Here is an 18,716-nt window from a genome sequence, read left to right as displayed (position 1 = left end):
CCCATAGGAAAAGGCCGGGCCACTCTGGCCCGGCCTCGATTGCGATCAGTTGCTGGCGCGCACGTCCGACAGGGTTTTCATCACCAGATCATACAGCTCCTGGGCGGGAATGCCCTGGGCGGTCATGTCGGCAATCCATGCCTCGCGGATCGGATCGGCCGCCACGGTGCGGAAGGCATCCAGTTCGCTTTCGGCCAATTCGACCTTGGTCACGTTCTTTTCGGCCAGAACACTATCCCATTTGTCCAGCAGCGCACCGTAATTGGCCAGATAATGGTCAATCGCCTCACTGACCGAACTGTCCAGCGCGTCGCGTTCGCTGTCGGACAGCGCGTCATAGGCGTCGGTGTTCACCACCACCGGGCAGTTCACGGTGCCGGGGTTCAGGTTGGCGGTCCACCATTCGGCGCGATTGATCGTCCCAAAGGCCAGATGCGCGTGCTGGGCAAAGGCGACGGTATCGACCACGCCGGATTCCATCGCGTTATAGGCTTCGGTCGCGGTCACCGATGTGGGAACGGCCCCCACAGCGGAAAACGCCTTGCCGATACCGCCGGTGGCGCGCACCCGCATGTCCTTGAACTCGGCCAGCTCGTCACGCGGCTCGCCGGTGCCGACAATGTTGTATTGCGGCATCGGGCTGGTCATCAACAGTTTGGCGTTCCAGCGCGCCAGATCCTTTTGCACCGCCGGGTGGGCATAGACCGCGTGGGACACGGCGACTTCTTCTGCCAGGGTGTTCACCCCCAGGAAGGGCAGTTCCAGCACGGTGATGGTCGGGTTCTTGTCGCGGTGATAGCCGGCACAGAACTGGGCCATCTCAAAGGCCCCAATGGAAATCCCGTCCAGGTTTTCCTTGTTCTTGGACAGACCGCCATAGCTGATGTTCATGGTGAATTCACCGCCGGTCTTTTCGCTGACCAGCTCGGCCAGCTTTTCGACATGTTCGGTAAAGGCGCGGCGTTTGCCCCAGACGGATACATTCCATTCGGTTGCGGCGACTTCGCCTGCGACGGCAACGGATGCGGCGGCCATAACAGCCCCGGTCAACATCTTGTTCATGAAAAACTCCCATTTGTTGCGGCCTGTTTTGCGCCGCTTGGTCGCAAGGCTAGCGCCATTGCCCCCCCCTGCCAAGCCCTGCGGCCCAAGCGGGCAAAAGCGACGCTACGGCAGCCCGTTTTTTGATCGTTCGTCGAATGCCTGCTGACTCGCCTCTGGTGTCTCGAAAACAGGCGCACGCAGGAAAAATGCGCGATCCCACCGGCAAGCGACACAATATGTCACACCGGTTGAGTTCGATGACTCCTGCTTCTGCATACCATTGCACACCGTCAGGAAATCAAATGGGGCAACCCCCTTTGACATCCAACGCTTTGCCAAAACAGGAAATTTTCAGACATCATTTGATAAATTTACAAATTTACGCCGGATTGTGAAAAACATTTACAAGCAAATCGTTAAATTACGGGAAGTTATTCACTTATTTTCAACTCCGTATATGATCGCCTCCAACGGCAGCAATCCAATTTGAGGGTGGAATTGGTTGGATTTTTGCCACATCGGAATTTTGCGACCGAATATCAAGACGGTCATTAGGGAGGAACCTATTATGACAAGCGAAACGCGAACACCGACCCCGGTATTCCCACCATCAGCGGATGTGGTCGCACGGGCCCATGTGGACGCTGCCAAATATGACGAGATGTATGCCGCCTCGATCAACGACCCCGAAGCGTTCTGGGGCGAACAGGGCAAACGCGTCGATTGGATCAAGCCTTTTACCAAAGTAAAAGACGTCAACTACAGCTTTGGCGACGTGGCGATCAACTGGTATGCCGATGGCACGCTGAACGTCGCCGCCAATTGTATTGACCGTCACCTGGACACCCGGGGCGACCAGACCGCGATCATCTTTGAACCTGATGATCCGAATGAGACCGCCCAGCACATCACCTATAAACAGCTGCAGAACCGCGTCTGCCGCATGGCCAACATCCTCGAAACCATGGGGGTGCGCAAAGGCGACCGGGTCATCATCTACCTCCCGATGATCCCCGAAGCCGCCTATGCCATGCTGGCCTGTGCCCGCATCGGTGCGATCCATTCGATCGTCTTTGCCGGCTTCAGCCCGGATGCGCTGTCGGCCCGTGTGAACGGCTGTGACGCCAAAGTGGTGATCACCGCGGACGAAGCCCCCCGTGGCGGCCGCAAGACCCCGCTGAAATCCAACGCCGACGCCGCCCTGCTGCACTGCAAGGACAGCGTGAAATGTCTGGTCGTGAAACGCACCGGTGGTCAGACCACCTGGATCGACGGGCGCGACTATGACTATAACGAAATGGCGCTCGAGGCGAACGACTACTGCAAACCCGCCGAGATGAGCGCCGAAGATCCGCTGTTCATCCTCTATACCTCCGGCTCCACCGGTCAGCCCAAAGGCGTGGTGCACACCACCGGCGGCTATCTGGTCTATGCGGCGATGACCCAGGAAATCACCTTTGATTACCACGAAGGCGACATCTACTGGTGTACTGCGGATGTGGGTTGGGTCACCGGCCACAGCTATATCGTCTATGGTCCGCTGGCCAATGGCGCCACCACCGTGATGTTCGAAGGCGTGCCAACCTACCCGGACGCGTCGCGCTTCTGGCAGGTCTGCGAGAAACACAAGGTCAACCAGTTCTACACCGCCCCCACCGCGCTGCGCGCGCTGATGGGTCAGGGCAACGAATGGGTCGAAAAATGCGACCTGTCCTCCCTGCGCACCCTGGGCACCGTGGGCGAACCGATCAACCCCGAAGCCTGGAACTGGTACAACGAGGTCGTTGGCGGCGGGCGCTGCCCGATCGTGGACACCTGGTGGCAGACCGAAACCGGCGGCCATCTGATGACCCCGCTGCCCGGTGCCCACGCGATGAAACCCGGCTCGGCAATGAAACCGTTCTTTGGCATCGAACCGGTGGTTCTGGACCCGCAGTCGGGCGAAGAGATCGACGGCAATGGCGTCGAAGGCGTGCTGTGCATCAAGGACAGCTGGCCCGGTCAGATGCGCACCGTCTGGGGCGATCACGAACGGTTCCAGAAAACCTATTTCGCGGATTACAAAGGCTATTACTTCACCGGTGACGGCTGCCGTCGCGACGAAGATGGCGATTACTGGATCACCGGCCGCGTCGACGACGTGATCAACGTCTCGGGCCACCGCATGGGCACCGCCGAAGTTGAATCTGCACTGGTCGCCCACGCCGCCGTCGCCGAAGCCGCCGTGGTCGGCTACCCGCATGACATCAAGGGCCAGGGCATCTATTGCTATGTCACCCTGATGAACGACCGCGAACCCAGCGACGAGCTGCTCAAGGAGCTGCGCACCTGGGTGCGGACCGAAATCGGCCCCATCGCATCGCCCGACGTGATCCAATGGGCCCCCGGCCTGCCAAAGACCCGTTCGGGCAAGATCATGCGCCGCATCCTGCGCAAGATCGCCGAAAACGACTTTGGTGCCCTGGGGGATACGTCAACGCTCGCCGATCCGTCGGTGGTTGACGACCTGATCGCCAATCGTGCTGTGAAATAAGGGGATTGATCATGGACGCTGCCGTTTCAACCACCCCCGCTGTTTTGATCCTTCTCGGCCCTCCGGGTGCCGGGAAGGGCACACAGGCCCGGATGCTCGAAGACAAATTCGGGCTGGTTCAACTCTCGACCGGGGACCTGCTGCGCGCCGCCGTGGCCGCCGGGACCGACGCGGGCAAGGCCGCACAGGCCGTGATGGCGGCCGGTGATCTGGTCAGCGACGAGATCGTCATCGCCATCCTGCGTGACCGTCTGGGCGAAGCCGATTGTGCCCAGGGCGTGATCCTGGACGGCTTTCCGCGCACCACCGTTCAGGCCCAGGCGCTGGACACGCTGTTGTCGGAAACCGGCCAGCGGATCAACGCCGCTGTCAGCCTCGAAGTCGACGACGCGGCAATGGTCACCCGCATTTCGGGCCGCTACACCTGTGGCACCTGTGGCGAAGGCTATCACGACAGCTTCAAACAGCCCGCAACCGCAGGCACCTGTGACAAATGCGGCGGCACCGACATGAAGCGGCGCGCCGATGACAACGCCGAAACCGTTGCCAGCCGGCTCACAGCCTATCACGCACAGACCGCCCCGCTGATCGCCTATTACGACGGTCACGATGTGCTGAAAAAGATCGACGCAATGGGCCAGATCGACGACATCGCCGTCGGCCTGCACTCCATTGTTCAAGACGCGATGCGTTAATCATCCGTCTCTAGGGCTCCCTGCCCTGCCGGGGGCCCATTCACCGAGAAACATCCAAAGGACCCGCCTTGGCGGACCGATGGAGTGTTGCCTGACGCAAGGCCCCCCTCCCTGCGTCAGGCCCCAAAATTGGAGCTGCCCCATCCCGGGGAGACTTGAATGCAGGGATGGAACAGCTCTGGAGGAAGCGAAGGAGGACCCGCGATGGCGGACCAAACAAACACCTCCGCACAGACTGCCGAAGCCGACAAGGGCTATTGGCAGGCCAACGTGCGGATCATTCTTGTCAGCCTGGTGATCTGGGCTGTCGTCTCTTTCGGGTTCGGCATTCTGCTGCGTCCGTTGCTGTCTGGCATCAGCGTCGGCGGCACCGATCTTGGCTTCTGGTTCGCCCAGCAAGGCTCGATCCTGGTGTTCCTGGGCCTGATCTTTTTCTACGCGATCCGCATGAACAAGCTGGACCGCGAATACGGCGTCGAGGAGTAAACCCAGATGGATCAGTTTACCATCAACCTGCTGTTTGTGGGCGCGTCCTTTGCGCTTTACATCGGCATCGCGATCTGGGCCCGCGCGGGCTCCACATCGGAATTCTACGCCGCCGGTCGCGGCGTTCACCCGGTCACCAACGGTATGGCGACAGCGGCGGACTGGATGTCGGCGGCCTCGTTCATCTCGATGGCGGGCCTGATTGCCTTTACCGGCTATGACAACTCGTCCTTCCTGATGGGTTGGACCGGTGGTTACGTGCTGCTGGCCCTGCTGCTGGCGCCGTATCTGCGCAAGTTCGGCAAATACACCGTGTCGGAATTCATCGGCGACCGGTTCTACAGCCCGACCGCCCGCGTGGTGGCCGTGATCTGTCTGATCGTTGCCTCGACCACCTATGTGATCGGCCAGATGACCGGTGTGGGCGTGGCCTTTGGCCGCTTCCTCGAAGTGTCCAACACAACCGGTCTGCTGATCGGTGCCTGTGTGGTGTTCGCCTACGCCGTGTTCGGCGGCATGAAGGGTGTGACCTATACCCAGGTGGCGCAGTATTGCGTTCTGATCATGGCCTATACCATTCCGGCGATCTTCATCTCGCTGCAGCTGACCGGAAACCCGATCCCGGCCCTGGGCCTGTTCGGCGAACACACTGCTTCGGGTGAACCGCTGCTGGCGAAACTGGATGCCATCGTGACCGAACTCGGGTTCAAAGAGTACACGATGCACCACGCCGACACCTTCAACATGGTGCTGTTCACCCTGTCGCTGATGATCGGTACTGCGGGTCTGCCCCACGTCATCATGCGCTTCTTCACCGTTCCAAAAGTGGCTGACGCCCGTTGGTCGGCTGGCTGGACCCTGGTGTTCATCGCCCTGCTGTATCTGACCGCTCCGGCTGTGGGTGCCATGGCTCGTCTGAACATCACAGACATGATGTGGCCCAATGGCACCGATGGTGCCGCTGTTTCGGTCGAACAGATCGAAAACGACGCCCGCTATGACTGGATGGCCACCTGGCAGAAAACCGGTCTGCTGGCTTGGGAAGACAAGAACGGCGACGGCCATATCCAGTACTACAACGACAAATCCGAGGCCATGCAGGCCAAGGCTGCCGAAAACGGCTGGGAAGGCAACGAACTGACCAAATTCAACCGGGACATCCTGGTTCTGGCCAACCCCGAAATCGCCAACCTGCCGGGTTGGGTGATCGGTCTGGTCGCGGCTGGTGGTCTGGCGGCGGCTCTGTCGACCGCTGCGGGTCTGCTGCTGGCGATTTCGTCGGCTGTGTCCCACGACCTGATCAAAGGCTCGATCAACCCCGCCATCTCGGAAAAAGGCGAACTGCTGTCGGCCCGTGTGGCCATGGCTGTTGCCATTGCGGTCGCAACCTACCTGGGTCTCAACCCTCCCGGCTTTGCGGCGCAAACCGTGGCTCTGGCCTTTGGTCTGGCGGCGGCATCGATCTTCCCGGCTCTGATGATGGGCATCTTTACCAAGGTGAACAACAAAGGCGCCGTGGCAGGCATGCTGTCCGGTCTGATCGTGACCCTGATCTACATCTTCATGCACAAAGGCTGGCTGTTCATTCCGGACACCAACCAGTTCACAGATGCTGATCCGCTGCTGGGCACTGTCAAATCGACCTCCTTTGGGGCCATCGGCGCTCTGGTGAACTTCACCGTCGCCTATTTCGTGTCCAAATCCAGCGACCCGATCCCGACCGAGATCGAAGAACTGGTGGAAAGCGTGCGTATCCCCCGTGGGGCCGGCGCGGCCCAGGATCACTGATCCAACCGGTGACACCAACACGAACCAAGGCGTTTCAACACGCCTTGGTTCACGGACCTTGCCCAAGGTCCTGTTTCGCGGGGTTTGCCCTGCGTGGAAAAGCCGCCTCAACGCGGCTTTTTTGCGTTTCTCCAGACCCGCACCTGCGACCCCCCGCCCTCTTTATCTTGCGGGACTTTCAGCGCTATCTGGGCATAACTTTCCTTTTGATAACAGGCCTCTCAGATGCCCCTTTCCACGACTGACCTGACCCGTTTCCTGGCCTCTGTACATCCCTATGACAGCCTGTCGGCCGATGTTCTGGACACCCTCGCCCCCTGCTTTGATCTGGTCGAAGTCGCGCCCGGCGATCAGGTCTATGCATTGGGGGACGAGCTGGCCGGGCTCTATCTGGTGCACCACGGCGAAATCGAGGTCAGCGACGAAAACAACATGCCCGTGTCGATCCTGGGCGCGCGCAACTCCTTTGGCGAACGTGGCCTGACACGGGGCGGCATTGCCGTGACCTCGGCCGTGGCCACCCAGCCTTCTGTCCTGTTGCTGCTCCCCAAGGCGGATTTCCGCGCCCTGATGAAAAGCCAGCCCAAGGTCGCCAAATTCTTTGACCGCCGCCGCAGCGAACCGGCGCAGGGCGACGAATTGGCCACCACCCAAGTGGACAGCTTCATGGCCCGCCGCCCCGTGACCTGCGCCCCCGATACCACCGTCCGGGCCGCGGCCAAGCTGATGCGGGACTGGCGCATTTCCTCGCTCTGCATCACCGATGAGGACCGGCTGAAGGGCATCGTCACCACCCGCGACCTGACCGGCAAGATCCTGGCCGAAGGCCGTTCCATCGACACCCCGATCTCGGATGTCATGACAGCCGATCCGCTGACGCTGGCCCCCAATTCCATCGGCTCGGACGTGTTGCACGCCATGATGGAGCGCCACATCGGCCATATCCCGATCGTCGAAGGCGGCAAACTGGTCGGCATAGTCACCCAGACCGACCTGACCCGCTTTCAGGCGGTCAGCTCGGCCGAATTGGTCAGCGCGATATCCCGCGCCACCACCGCCGAAGAGATGGCCAAGGTCACCGCCGAAATCCCCCGCCTGCTGGTGCAGCTGGTGGCAGGCGGCAGCCGCCACGAAGTCGTCACCCGCCTGATCACCGACATCGCCGACACCGCCACCCGCCGCCTGCTCGCCCTGGCCGAGGCCCAATTCGGCCCGCCCCCGGTGCGCTATCTGTGGCTGGCCTGCGGATCCCAGGGGCGCCAGGAACAGACCGGCGTTTCCGATCAGGACAATTGCCTGTTTCTGGATGATGCCGTGACCGAAGACGACATGCCCTATTTCCGCAACCTGGCAAAATTCGTCTGTGACGGGCTGGACGTCTGCGGGTATTTCTATTGCCCCGGCGACATGATGGCGACCAACCCACAATGGTGTCAGCCGGTCCGCACCTGGAAGGACTATTTCCGCGGCTGGATCGCCAAACCCAGCCCCGAAGCCCAGATGCTGGCCAGCGTCATGTTTGACCTGCGTCCCATTGGCGGGGCCTTTTCGCTGTTCGAAGACATGCAGGCCGACACCCTCGCAGCAGCGTCCAAGAATTCGATCTTTGTGGCCCATATGGTGTCCAACTCGTTGAAACACACGCCGCCGCTGGGCCTGCTGCGCGGCTTTGCCACGATCCGCTCGGGCGAACACCGCAATACGCTGGATCTGAAACACAATGGCGTGGTGCCAGTGGTGGACCTGGGGCGGATCTATGCGCTGCAGGGCAAATTGCCCGAGGCCAATACCCGCGCCCGTCTGGTCGCCGCCGAAGCCGCCGGCGTGCTTAGCCCGTCGGGGGGGCGTGATCTGTTGGATGCCTATGACCTGATCGCCGAAACCCGGCTGGAACATCAGGCCGCCCAGGTCAAATCCGCTCAGGCCCCGGACAACTTTCTGCCGCCGTCGGATCTGTCGGATTTCGAACGCAGCCACTTGCGCGATGCCTTTGTGGTGGTCAAGACAATGCAATCGGCTGTGGGCCACGGCAAGGGTATGCTGGGCTGACACCAGCGCCGATGCCCCCTGAGGGAGCCTCCCCCAACGGGGCTGCAAGCAGCCCCTGTCGGACAGGGGACAAGAGTTTTTATAGCGAGATGAAGGCGGACGCCTTCTCTTGCAGCAACGGGAGAAAGCAGAGCAATGTTTCTGGAATTGATAGGCGTGATCTTTGCCGGCTTTGCCGTGGCGGGCGTGGTGATGTTGCTGAACAAACTGACCGGCGGCCGCCTGCCCCGCTGGGCCGCGCCGGTGGGCGCAGGTCTGGGCATGATCATCGCCACAGTCACCAGCGAATACGGCTGGTATGCGCGCACCGTCGACGGGTTGCCCGATGGCCTGGTGGTGGCCGAAACGGTCGAACACACCAGCTGGTACCGCCCCTGGACCCAGGTCGTGCCCTATGTGAACCGGTTTGCCGCGGTGGACATGGCCAGCATTCAGGACAACGCCGCCCTGCCCGGTCAACGCCTGGCGGAACTCTACTTCTTTGGCCGCTGGGCCCCGGTCAACAAACTCCCGGTGGTGATGGATTGCGACAGCCATCGCCGGGCGCTGTTGCCCCCAGATGCCGAATTTGATGCAGACGGGCGTGTCACCAACGCCGATTGGGTTCAGGCCGATGCCGATGACGCCATCCTGACCACCATCTGTGCGCGGGAGTAACCCATGACCCGGCTGAGTTTGCGTTTGAGAATTTTCCTGTTTTTCTGTTTGCTGGCTCTGGGCGGGGTGGCTGTTGTGACCGCTGCCCTGTGGATCGGCTATGCCCGCGCCGATCAGCCGGCGCTGCTGGATCCATTTGTGTTCAGCGGCTTGCTCAGCTGCTTTGCGATTTTGGCGCTTTGTGCCGGGATCTGGTTGCTGTTTGATGAAAATGTTGCAAAGCCGATCGAACGCCTGGCCTCGGAAATGCGCGCGCGCGCCCACGCCGGTGTCAGCAATGACATGGACCTCCAGGCCGCCCGGTATCTGGGCGATCTGGCCCCGGCGGCCGCCGGGCTGGCCGGACAGCTGAGCGAAACCACCCTGTCCACGGCGCAGACCGTGGCCCAGGAAACCGCCCGGCTGGCCCAGGACAAGGCCCGGTTGACCGCGCTGCTCACCGAAATCCCGGTGGCCATGGTTCTGGTCAGCCCCAGCCATCAGATCGTGCTGTATGACGGGCAATCCGCCGAAGTGCTGGCCCAGATCGCCCACCCCCGGCTGAATGCCTCGCTGTTTGACTATCTGGATCGGACCGGGCTCGAATCCGGCCATGCGCGCATGATGAAAACCGGGTTGGAGGTCAGCTGTCGTGTGACGGGGGCGACCGGACAACAAAGCTATGATCTGCGGCTCAAGCCTCTGGGCGAGGCCGGTGGGTACATGATGACCTTTGACAGCGCACATGCACAGATCGCGCCGGACGCGGCGCGCCCGCTGGTCTATGACTTTGATCTGCTCGACACCCCCGGCGACGCCGCCTTTGAGGATCGCGCCCTGGCCGATCTGTGCTTCGTGGTGTTTGATTCCGAAACAACCGGGTTGCTGCCGCACAAGGACGAAGTCGTTCAGCTGGGCGCCGTGCGGGTGCTCAAGGGCCGGATCATCGACGGTGAAATCATCAATACGCTGGTCGATCCCGGTATCGCGATTCCAGCGGCGTCAACCCGTGTGCATGGGGTGTCCGATCATATGGTGCAGGGTGCGCCCGACATCTTTGCCGTCGCGCGAACCTTTCACCAGTTTGCGACCGATGCGGTGATTGTTGCGCATAACGCCCCCTTTGACATGGCGTTCCTGCGTCGCCACGCGCAAAAAGCCGGCGTCACCTGGGACCATCCGATCCTGGACACCGTCCTGCTCAGCGCCGTGTTGTTCGGGGCCTCTGAAACCCACACGCTGGATGCGCTGTGTGACCGTCTGGACGTGACCATCCCCGACCATCTGCGCCATACGGCGCTGGGGGATGCGCAGGCCACAGCCGAAGTTCTGTGCAAGATGCTGCCCATGCTGCAGGCCCGTGGGTTGGCGACCTTTGGTGACGTGATCGAACAGACCCGCAAACATGGGCGTCTGCTCGAAGATCTGAACTGATCCGCGCCGGTCAAAGGGCAAAACAGACGGTGGACAAATCGCGGCTGGCGTGGCACCTCAACGCGGCAGATCCAGCAAGGGCACGCGCGCATGACCGAAACCAGCTTTGTTCCCGGCCCTGAAACGGCCCGCGCCTATCGCGATGCGTTGGGGTGTTTCGGCACCGGTGTCACCGTCGTCACCACGATGACCGACAACGGCCCGCTGGCGATGACCGTGAACAGCTTTGCGTCGGTGTCGATGTCCCCGCCGCTGATCCTGTGGTGCCCGGCGCGCGCGTCGCTGCGCCACGACGCCTTTGTCATGGCTCCGCATTTCGCCCTGCATGTCATGGCCGAGGATCAACAGGATCTGGCGGTGCATTTTTCCCGCAATGGTCATGATTTTTCATCGACCCCCTGGCAAAAGAACGCCCAGGGCCAACCGATCCTGCCCGGGTGTCTGGCCCGGTTCGACTGTCGCAAACACGCCCGCCACGACGCCGGTGATCATTCGATCCTGGTGGGAGAAGTGTTGTTGACCACATCCCGTCCCGGACAGGGGCTGATGTTCAAACGCGGGCAATACGGCGGGTTTCTGGGTCAGGGATAACCGGCCACCCGGACCGCGTCTGGCCCGGATCAGCGTCTGGCCCGGATCAGCCTCCGGACCCGATCAGCGTCTGGCCCAAATCCTCTTGGAACAGACCTGGGGCGCACCCAGGGCGCGCGGCGGCCTTGCCTGCGCGCGCACCCCGGATCCACCAATCTTTGCCGGTCAGGCCACGCCCTGTCCAACCAGCGCGCGGGCCACGTCATAAAACGCTTCGGCCTGTTTGCTGTCGGGTTGGCTGACCACGATCGGAACGCCCCCGTCCCCGGCCAGACGCACATCCAGATGCAGCGGGATTTCGGCCAACAATGGCGCACCCAGCTTTTCGGCCTCGGCGGCGACACCGCCATGACCAAAGATGTGTTCTTCGTGTCCGCAGTTCGAACAGACGTGGGTGGACATGTTTTCGATCATCCCAAGGATCGGCACCTTGGTCTGGCGGAACATGTCGATCCCCTTGCGCGCGTCCAACAGCGCCACATCCTGCGGCGTCGAGACAATGATCGCACCGTCGATCGCAAATTTCTGGGCCAGCGTCAGCTGCACGTCACCGGTGCCCGGCGGCAGGTCGATCACCAGCACATCCAGATCCCCCCATTGCACCTGCATCAGCATCTGCTGCAGCGCCCCCATCAGCATCGGACCCCGCCAGACGACCGCCTGGCCTTCCTCCATCATCAGACCCAGCGACATCACGGTGACCCCGTGATTGCGCAGCGGCAGGATGGTTTTGCCATCCGGGCTGGCCGGTCGCCCCGACACGCCCATCATGCGCGGCTGTGACGGGCCATAGATATCGGCATCCAACAGACCGACCTTGCGCCCCTGCGCCGCCAGCGCGGCCGCCAGATTTGACGCAACGGTGGATTTCCCCACCCCGCCCTTGCCCGACGCCACCAGGATGATCCGATCCACACCAGGCACCGCCTGGGGGCCCTGCGGCGCGGCCGGTTTTGCCTTGGGTTTCAGATCCGGCGGCGGGGCCTTTTGCGAATGCGCGGTCAACAGCGCCGACACTTTGGCCACGCCGGGCACCATTTCGGCGGCCTGTTGCGCGGTGGCCCGCACGGCTTCCATCTGATCCGCATGTTTCGGGTCGATTTCCAGAACAAAGCGCACCGTGTCGCCTTCGACATTCAGGGCCCGCACCACACCGGCGCTGACAATGTCCTTGCCCGAAATCGGGTCGGTGATCTTGCCCAGATTGGCAAGCACGGCCTCACGCACGCTCATTCTGTGTCATCCTTGATGGTCCCTGTCACCACATGTTCCAGCTCGAGCCCGTCGATGGTCAGAACCACTTTGGCCTCAAAGCTTTTGCCCCCCGTGTCCCCGGCATCGCGCAGCGCGTTTTCGATCGCCTGCTGGCTGGTTACCCCGACCTGTTTTAGAAATTTGCGCATCGACATGTTGTAACCGTCGCTCATCGGCTGGTCCTTTCGGTTTGCTGCTTCAGGTCGCAATGTGGGGGTCCGTTGGGGAAAGTCCACTTGCGGTTGGCGCTCTTTTTGCCCGACCCGACCAAAAGAACCCCCCGCAAAGGGCCGGATCACAGTTTGTGATCCAACCGGCCCCACAGATCAGATGCCAGGGCGGAAACCGGGTGTCCCGCCCTGGCTGCCGCCTATTTGGCGTTGGGAAAAAACAGCTGCTGCCCGTCCAGCTGATAGCCGGCAATCGCCGCCTGCCCATCGGGCCCGATCAGCCAGTCGATGAACGTCTGCCCGGCCTGGGCCTTGACGGATGGGTGTTTGTCCGGGTTCACCAGAATGACGCCATATTGGTTGAACAGGCGCGTATCGCCCTGAACCAGGATCTCCAGGTCGCCCTTGTTGGCAAAGGCAATCCAGGTGGCCGATCGGTCAGCGCATAGGCATCCATGCCCGACGCGATGTTCAGCGTGCGCCCCATGCCCGATCCGGTTTCGCGGTACCAGCTGCCCGAAGCCGCGGCCACATCAACGCCCGCCGCGCCCCAATGGCGCAGCTCGGCCTTGTGGGTGCCGCTGTCATCCCCGCGACGCAAATGGTGCCTGGGCGGTGGCCACAGCAGTCAGGGCCGTGACGATATCCGATCCGCCCTTGATCCCCGCCGGATCTGCGCCCGGCCCGACCAGCACAAAATCATTGTACATCACGTCAAACCGCTGCACGCCCCACCCCTCTGCCACAAATGTCTCTTCGGCGGGTTTGGCGTGCACCAACAGAACATCCCCGTCCCCCTGGGTCGCATTCTTGATCGCCTGGCCCGTGCCAACGGCAACCACACGCACCTCGATCCCGGTGTCATCCTGAAATCCGGGCAGAATCGCATCCAGAAGCCCCGAATTCTGCGTCGACGTGGTGGATTGCACCACAATGAACTCTTCGCCCGCCCAACTGGACGAACACATCGAAATGATCGCACCAGCCAGCGCAGCACATCCCCAGGTTTTCATCATTTTCCGTCTCCTCAAATGCTCGATACGTCAACAATCAGCCCAACTATCTCATGTCATTTCATACGATCAGGCGGCAAACACGACAAGCGCAGACCAGCTTCCGACTTGGGTCCCACAATTTGACGCGCACAGCCACCTTGGCCTGCCCCACCCGGTGCAAGATGTCTGTCCCCACCGCCCCAGACGACAACAGGATAGATCTGGCCCCCCTGTTCCGGCACACTCCTGCGACAGATCACCGAAAAGAAGGTGCCTATATGCTCAAACAACCAGGACCCGCCGCCCGATCCTTTCCGGCAATTTCACCGATGGCGCCAGATGGAACGCCTTTCAGCCCCGCATCGGGGATATCGTTGTCACGACTGCGCCCAAATCAGGAACAAACCTGGAACACAGAGGGCATTCTGGCCCTGCTGATTTCCGGAGATCCGCACGTGGATGCTGAGACCTCTATGAAATCACCCTGGATCGATTTCAGCATCCGCGACCTGGGACGAAGTCATGGGGCGCCTGAACGCCCAGACCCATCGCCGTCACGTCAAATCTCCATACTCGCTGGACGGCATTCCCATGTGGGACGACCTGCGATACATCACCGTCTACAGGCATCCGATCGATGTCTATTTCTCCTTTCGCAAACACGCCGCAAACCAGATCAAGGAATCAGCCAAGCCTTTTTCCAAAAGAATATTTTTCCAGGACCCCTCGAAGGATTCGGCGTTTTCCTGACCGGTGAATTTCGTCGAAGCCGCCAGCCTGTCGTCCATTGTCGATCACTACCGCACCACCCGTGCAATGGAACCTGCCGACAACCTGTTGCGCCTGCATTACGCCGACATGTTGCGGGACCTGCCGGCCACCTTTGCCCGGATCAGCGCGCATATTTCGATCACCCATCCGCCCGCCTTGATGCAACACCTGATCCAGGCCGCCACCTTTGACAACATGAAGGCAAACGCCCATCGGTTCACCCCATCTGCCGGACAAGGCATCTGGAGCAACGATGGCAGATTTCTTTGACAGCGCGTCGTCCAACAAATGGGAGGGCAAATTGTCAGAGGCCGAGTTGGCCGCCTATGACGCCCGCATGTCCGAACCTGTTGCCTGGCGACGATCGTCGCTGGCTGGAATGGGGCAGCATCTGAGATTGCAAAAAAGAAACCCGGCGGACCACAACGGCCCACCGGGTCTCCCCACTCCCCAGGTTTCTCCTGAGATTATGACCTTAGTTCAGCGCTTTGTCGGTGATCGCATGGGTCCAGGCACCTTCCGGCTTTTTGGTGATCACCGGGTCGGACCCGCCACCCAGCAGCGTGTTGACCGTGCGATCAAATCGGCCGGATCCAGCGTGCCGTTGCTGCCCGCGGTCAGCTTGGCAATTTCGCCCATCATGCGCTTTGATGCGCTTCGGTCTGGGCCCCTGAGGCATCATTGTCCAACACGATTTCGGCCGCTTCATCCGGGTTCGCCTCGGCGTATTTCCAGCCCTTCATCGACGCGCGCACAAACCGCACCATCTTGTCCTGGAAGGCCGGATCCTTCAGGTTTTCTTCCAGCGCATAGATGCCGTCTTCCAACGTGCCACGCCTGTTCTTCGTATTTAAAGGTCACCAGCTCGTCTTCGCTGACACCGGAATCCAGCACCTGACCAAATTCATTATAGGTCATGGTGGAAATACAATCGGCCTGACGCTGCAACAGCGGATCGACGTTTGAACCCCTGTTTCAACACGGTCACGCCATCGTCGCCCCCGTCGGTGGAAATGCCTTCCTGGCTCATCCAGCTCAGGAACGGATATTCATTGCCAAAGAACCACACCCCGATGGTCTTGCCTTTGAAATCCTGCGGGCTGGTGATGCCTGTGTCTTTCCAGCAGGTCAGCATCAACCCCGATGTCTTGAACGGCTGGGCGATATTCACCACCGGCAGCCCCTTTTCCCGCGCGGCCAACGCCGACGGCATCCAGTTCAACATGACATCCGCGCCGCCACCGGCCAGAACCTGCGGCGGGGCAATGTCCGGGCCACCTGGCAGGATCGTCACATCCAGATCTTCCTCGCCATAAAATCCCTTGTCCAGCGCCACATAATATCCGGCGAACTGTGCCTGGGTCACCCACTGCAACTGCAGTTTCACCTCATCAGCGGCCAATGCGGGGACCGGCTGCCAGGGCCAGCGCCAACGCTGCTCCGTTCAGTAGCTTTTTCATCTGTTTTCACTCCTTGTTGATTGGATTGTCCCGGGTGGTCCCGGGATCATTGGAAAATTACCTTTGCGACGGGTGCCAGAACGTCACCGATTTTTCGATCAATGCCACGATGCCATAGAACACCGATCCGGCCAGCGCTGCCACCACGATTTCGGCCCAAACCATATCCAGCGCCAATTGTCCGACGCTGGTGGAAATCCGGAACCCCATGCCAACCGTGGGCGAGCCAAAGAATTCGGCCACGATCGCGCCGATCAGCGCCAAGGTGGTCGAGATTTTCAACCCATTGAAAATGAACGGCATCGCCGCTGGCAGGCGCAGCTTGAAAAAGCTCTGCCAATAGGACGCGGCATAGGTCTGCATCAGATCCCTCTGCATGGCGCTGGTTTCGCGCAACCCCGCCACCGTGTTGACCAGCATGGGAAAGAACACCATGACCACCACCACGGCCGCCTTCGACTGCCAATCGAACCCGAACCACATCACCAGAATGGGCGCCGTGCCCACAATCGGCAGCGCGGCAACAAAATTCCCGACCGGCAACAGCCCGCGCCGCAGAAAATCGCTGCGGTCCACCGCAATCGCCATCAAGAACGCCGCACTGCATCCCATGACATAGCCGCTCAACGCGCCCTTGGCAAAGGTCTGCACGAAATCCGCCCATAGGATCGGCAGGCTGCCGACAAATCGCGCCGCAATCAACGTCGGAGCCGGCAGAATCACCAAAGGCACCTCCAGCCCGCGCACCAACAGCTCCCAGACGATCAACACGGTCACGCCAAAAATCACCGGCACCGCCAATTGCACCGCCCGCGTATCGGCCACCGGGCTATTGGCCAACCGACCATTGACCCACCAGCCCCCAATCCAGACCAGACCGGCCAGACCCACCATGATCATGCCACGCCCCCCTGCTTCATCTGGCCATAAATATCCCGGGGGAGCGCCTCTGGCGCGGGGGCAGAGCCCCCCAACAACAGATCCATCATGCGCCCATCCCCATCCGTTTCAGCATCACCCGTTCCACCAGGCCCAACAGCGCCACCAATGATGCCGCCAACAGCGCCGCCGCGAACAACGCAGACCAGATCTGCACCGTCTGACCATAATAGCTGCCCGCCAACAGACGCGCGCCCAGACCGGCCACCGCCCCCGTGGGCAATTCCCCAACAATGGCCCCGACCAATGACGCGGCGATGCCGATTTTCAGCGAGGCAAACAAATACGGCAAGGATGCCGGCAACCGCAGCTTCCAGAACCCCTGGGACGGGCTGGCATTATAGGTGCGCAACAGATCCAGCTGCATACTGTCCGGACTGCGCAGCCCCTTCACCATGCCGACGATCACCGGAAAAAAGCTCAGATAGGCCGAAATCACCGCCTTGGGGATGATCCCCTGCACGCCAATGGAATAGAGCACCACGATGATCATCGGAGCCAGCGCGATGATCGGAATGGTTTGGGACACGATCGCCCAAGGCATCACGCTCATGTCCATGACCTTGGAGTGCACAATCCCCACGGCCAACAGAATGCCCAGGCCCGTGCCAATGGCAAACCCCAGCAACGTGGCGCTCAGCGTCACCCAGCCGTGATAGACCAGCGACCGTTTCGACGTGATCTTTTTGCCCACCGTGGTCTGCCACAGCTCGATCGCCACCTGATGCGGCGCGGGCAGACGCGGACGATCCTGGGCCCATGTCGCGGGAATGGCGAATGTGTTGCCCACAATCAAACCGATCTCGCCCATGTTGCGGCGGTCCTTGGCGGTGGCGGGGGTCACCTCGACCCCGGCGCGTTCGGCTGCGACCAGCACGCCCTTGATGTTCATCGGCACACAGGCCGCATACCAGAACGCGACAATCGCCGCGATCACGGTCAGAACGGCGAACAGGGATTTCATGTTTCACCCCCAAAATTGCTGCGCCGCGGCGGTGTACGGGTGGTGCACGTGTGGTGCACGGATATCACCCCCCCGGTTTGGGCCAAATCACACATCATCGCCATGCCCCGCCCGCAGCCCTTCGCGCACCCGATGTGCGATCTCGATGAACTCCGGACTGTCGCGAATATCCAGCGGCCGTTCCTTGGGCAGCGGGCTTTCGATCACATCGGTGATCCGCCCCGGACGCGGGCTCATCACCACGATCTTGGTCGACAGATACACCGCCTCGGGGATCGAATGCGTGACAAAGCCGATGGTCTTGTTGGTCCGCGCCCACAGCTGCAACAGCTGCTCATTCAAATGGTCGCGCACGATCTCGTCCAAGGCCCCAAAAGGTTCATCCATCAACAGGATGTCCGCATCAAAGGCCAATGCCCGGGCAATGCTGGCCCGCTGCTGCATCCCGCCCGACAACTGCCAGGGAAATTTCTCACCAAACCCAGCAAGATCAACCAGTTCCATAACTTTATTGACGCGATTTTCCTGATCGGCTTTGGAATAGCCCATGATCTCCAGCGGCAATTTGATGTTTTTGGAGATGGTGCGCCACGGATACAGCCCCGCCGCCTGAAACACATAGCCATAGGCGCGGTTGCGGCGCGCGTCCTCTGCGCTCATACCATTGACGCTCAGCGTGCCACCGGTGGGGGTTTCCAGCGCCGCGATACAACGCAGGAACGTGGTCTTGCCACAGCCCGACGGGCCAATAAAGCTGACAAAATCCCCTTTGTTTATGACCAGATTTACATCCTTGAGCGCATGCACCGGACCGTCATTGGTCTGAAAGGTCAGATCCAGCCCCTGCGCCTCGATGACCGGCTGCTCCTGCGCGCGCTCAGTCATCGCTCTTCGCCCCGGGCACCCG

At 61.1% G+C, this 18,716-nt stretch carries 16 protein-coding genes and 2 pseudogenes; 10 read left to right on the top strand and 8 right to left on the bottom strand.

Features of this window, described 5'->3' with window-relative positions:
• Nucleotides 1-45: 45 nt before the first annotated feature.
• Nucleotides 46-1,062, bottom strand: a complete 1,017-nt coding sequence (locus K3727_08635; protein UWQ92827.1) for a C4-dicarboxylate TRAP transporter substrate-binding protein — start codon at nucleotides 1,060-1,062, stop codon at nucleotides 46-48.
• Between the two features lie 550 nt (nucleotides 1,063-1,612).
• On the opposite strand from K3727_08635, the gene acs reads away from it, so the two are divergent.
• The 8 genes from acs (at nucleotide 1,613) to K3727_08595 (ending at nucleotide 11,256) form a co-directional block, all read left to right on the top strand.
• A complete protein-coding gene (gene acs, locus K3727_08630; GenBank protein ID UWQ92826.1) occupies nucleotides 1,613-3,577 on the top strand; it encodes an acetate--CoA ligase in 1,965 nt (654 codons plus the stop codon).
• 11 nt (nucleotides 3,578-3,588) lie between these two features.
• Nucleotides 3,589-4,272, top strand: a complete 684-nt coding sequence (locus K3727_08625) for an adenylate kinase (GenBank protein ID UWQ92825.1) — start codon at nucleotides 3,589-3,591, stop codon at nucleotides 4,270-4,272.
• A 204-nt stretch (nucleotides 4,273-4,476) separates the two neighbouring features.
• The gene (locus K3727_08620; GenBank protein ID UWQ92824.1) at nucleotides 4,477-4,758 is read left to right on the top strand and encodes a DUF4212 domain-containing protein; all 282 of its coding nucleotides are present in this window, start codon (nucleotides 4,477-4,479) and stop codon (nucleotides 4,756-4,758) included.
• A 6-nt stretch (nucleotides 4,759-4,764) separates the two neighbouring features.
• Nucleotides 4,765-6,546, top strand: coding sequence for a cation acetate symporter (locus tag K3727_08615; protein UWQ92823.1), 1,782 nt, complete (start codon nucleotides 4,765-4,767; stop codon nucleotides 6,544-6,546).
• Between the two features lie 225 nt (nucleotides 6,547-6,771).
• Nucleotides 6,772-8,595 (top strand): CBS domain-containing protein, encoded by a 1,824-nt coding sequence (locus tag K3727_08610; GenBank protein ID UWQ92822.1) that lies wholly within the window; start codon nucleotides 6,772-6,774, stop codon nucleotides 8,593-8,595.
• A gap of 135 nt (nucleotides 8,596-8,730) precedes the next feature.
• A complete protein-coding gene (locus K3727_08605; protein UWQ92821.1) occupies nucleotides 8,731-9,252 on the top strand; it encodes a hypothetical protein in 522 nt (173 codons plus the stop codon).
• Nucleotides 9,253-9,255: 3 nt separating this feature from the next.
• The gene (locus K3727_08600) at nucleotides 9,256-10,665 is read left to right on the top strand and encodes a 3'-5' exonuclease (protein UWQ92820.1); all 1,410 of its coding nucleotides are present in this window, start codon (nucleotides 9,256-9,258) and stop codon (nucleotides 10,663-10,665) included.
• Nucleotides 10,666-10,755: 90 nt separating this feature from the next.
• A complete protein-coding gene (locus K3727_08595; GenBank protein ID UWQ92819.1) occupies nucleotides 10,756-11,256 on the top strand; it encodes a flavin reductase family protein in 501 nt (166 codons plus the stop codon).
• 165 nt (nucleotides 11,257-11,421) lie between these two features.
• Here the strand turns inward: K3727_08595 and K3727_08590 are convergent, their stop codons facing one another.
• The 3 genes and pseudogenes from K3727_08590 to K3727_08580 form a co-directional block, all read right to left on the bottom strand.
• Entirely contained in the window at nucleotides 11,422-12,489 is a 1,068-nt protein-coding gene (locus K3727_08590; GenBank protein UWQ92818.1) for an Mrp/NBP35 family ATP-binding protein, read from the bottom strand.
• Nucleotides 12,486-12,683 carry a hypothetical protein gene (locus K3727_08585; protein ID UWQ92817.1) on the bottom strand — a complete coding sequence of 66 codons (198 nt, stop codon included), beginning with the start codon at nucleotides 12,681-12,683 and terminating at the stop codon, nucleotides 12,486-12,488. Before K3727_08585 ends, K3727_08590 begins: the two co-directional genes overlap by 4 nt.
• A gap of 197 nt (nucleotides 12,684-12,880) precedes the next feature.
• Nucleotides 12,881-13,696 (bottom strand): annotated as a pseudogene (locus K3727_08580) (substrate-binding domain-containing protein).
• Between the two features lie 501 nt (nucleotides 13,697-14,197).
• Here K3727_08580 and K3727_08575 point away from each other — a divergent pair.
• Together K3727_08575 and K3727_08570 are read left to right on the top strand one after the other, a co-directional pair.
• Nucleotides 14,198-14,425, top strand: coding sequence for a hypothetical protein (locus tag K3727_08575; protein UWQ92816.1), 228 nt, complete (start codon nucleotides 14,198-14,200; stop codon nucleotides 14,423-14,425).
• 3 nt (nucleotides 14,426-14,428) lie between these two features.
• Nucleotides 14,429-14,716, top strand: coding sequence for a sulfotransferase domain-containing protein (locus tag K3727_08570; GenBank protein ID UWQ92815.1), 288 nt, complete (start codon nucleotides 14,429-14,431; stop codon nucleotides 14,714-14,716).
• A gap of 205 nt (nucleotides 14,717-14,921) precedes the next feature.
• Here the strand turns inward: K3727_08570 and K3727_08565 are convergent.
• The 4 genes and pseudogenes from K3727_08565 to K3727_08550 form a co-directional block, all read right to left on the bottom strand.
• Nucleotides 14,922-15,833, bottom strand: a pseudogene (locus K3727_08565) (ABC transporter substrate-binding protein).
• Between the two features lie 130 nt (nucleotides 15,834-15,963).
• Complete coding sequence (locus K3727_08560) at nucleotides 15,964-16,806, bottom strand: ABC transporter permease (protein ID UWQ92814.1); 843 nt, start codon at nucleotides 16,804-16,806, stop codon at nucleotides 15,964-15,966.
• A gap of 85 nt (nucleotides 16,807-16,891) precedes the next feature.
• A complete protein-coding gene (locus K3727_08555; protein ID UWQ92813.1) occupies nucleotides 16,892-17,809 on the bottom strand; it encodes an ABC transporter permease in 918 nt (305 codons plus the stop codon).
• An 87-nt stretch (nucleotides 17,810-17,896) separates the two neighbouring features.
• The gene (locus K3727_08550) at nucleotides 17,897-18,694 is read right to left on the bottom strand and encodes an ABC transporter ATP-binding protein (protein ID UWQ92812.1); all 798 of its coding nucleotides are present in this window, start codon (nucleotides 18,692-18,694) and stop codon (nucleotides 17,897-17,899) included.
• Nucleotides 18,695-18,716 lie beyond the last annotated feature (22 nt).

It is taken from the genome of Rhodobacteraceae bacterium M382, assembly GCA_025141015.1.
GTDB lineage: Bacteria > Pseudomonadota > Alphaproteobacteria > Rhodobacterales > Rhodobacteraceae > Aliisedimentitalea > Aliisedimentitalea scapharcae.
The sequence above is the reverse complement of the archived record's forward strand: the minus strand, read 5'-3'. Positions and strand labels throughout refer to the sequence as shown.

What these genes read in the sequence shown, in the direction of transcription:
- K3727_08620 (UWQ92824.1), top strand. Translation starts at nt 4,477, where the DNA reads ATGGCGGACCAAACAAACACCTCCGCACAGACTGCCGAAGCCGACAAG.
- K3727_08635 (UWQ92827.1), bottom strand. Translation starts at nt 1,062, where the DNA reads ATGAACAAGATGTTGACCGGGGCTGTTATGGCCGCCGCATCCGTTGCC.
- K3727_08585 (UWQ92817.1), bottom strand. Translation starts at nt 12,683, where the DNA reads ATGAGCGACGGTTACAACATGTCGATGCGCAAATTTCTAAAACAGGTC.
- K3727_08625 (UWQ92825.1), top strand. Translation starts at nt 3,589, where the DNA reads ATGGACGCTGCCGTTTCAACCACCCCCGCTGTTTTGATCCTTCTCGGC.
- K3727_08595 (UWQ92819.1), top strand. Translation starts at nt 10,756, where the DNA reads ATGACCGAAACCAGCTTTGTTCCCGGCCCTGAAACGGCCCGCGCCTAT.
- K3727_08550 (UWQ92812.1), bottom strand. Translation starts at nt 18,694, where the DNA reads ATGACTGAGCGCGCGCAGGAGCAGCCGGTCATCGAGGCGCAGGGGCTG.
- acs (UWQ92826.1), top strand. Translation starts at nt 1,613, where the DNA reads ATGACAAGCGAAACGCGAACACCGACCCCGGTATTCCCACCATCAGCG.
- K3727_08615 (UWQ92823.1), top strand. Translation starts at nt 4,765, where the DNA reads ATGGATCAGTTTACCATCAACCTGCTGTTTGTGGGCGCGTCCTTTGCG.
- K3727_08610 (UWQ92822.1), top strand. Translation starts at nt 6,772, where the DNA reads ATGCCCCTTTCCACGACTGACCTGACCCGTTTCCTGGCCTCTGTACAT.
- K3727_08590 (UWQ92818.1), bottom strand. Translation starts at nt 12,489, where the DNA reads ATGAGCGTGCGTGAGGCCGTGCTTGCCAATCTGGGCAAGATCACCGAC.
- K3727_08575 (UWQ92816.1), top strand. Translation starts at nt 14,198, where the DNA reads ATGGGGCGCCTGAACGCCCAGACCCATCGCCGTCACGTCAAATCTCCA.
- K3727_08555 (UWQ92813.1), bottom strand. Translation starts at nt 17,809, where the DNA reads ATGAAATCCCTGTTCGCCGTTCTGACCGTGATCGCGGCGATTGTCGCG.
- K3727_08600 (UWQ92820.1), top strand. Translation starts at nt 9,256, where the DNA reads ATGACCCGGCTGAGTTTGCGTTTGAGAATTTTCCTGTTTTTCTGTTTG.
- K3727_08605 (UWQ92821.1), top strand. Translation starts at nt 8,731, where the DNA reads ATGTTTCTGGAATTGATAGGCGTGATCTTTGCCGGCTTTGCCGTGGCG.
- K3727_08560 (UWQ92814.1), bottom strand. Translation starts at nt 16,806, where the DNA reads ATGATCATGGTGGGTCTGGCCGGTCTGGTCTGGATTGGGGGCTGGTGG.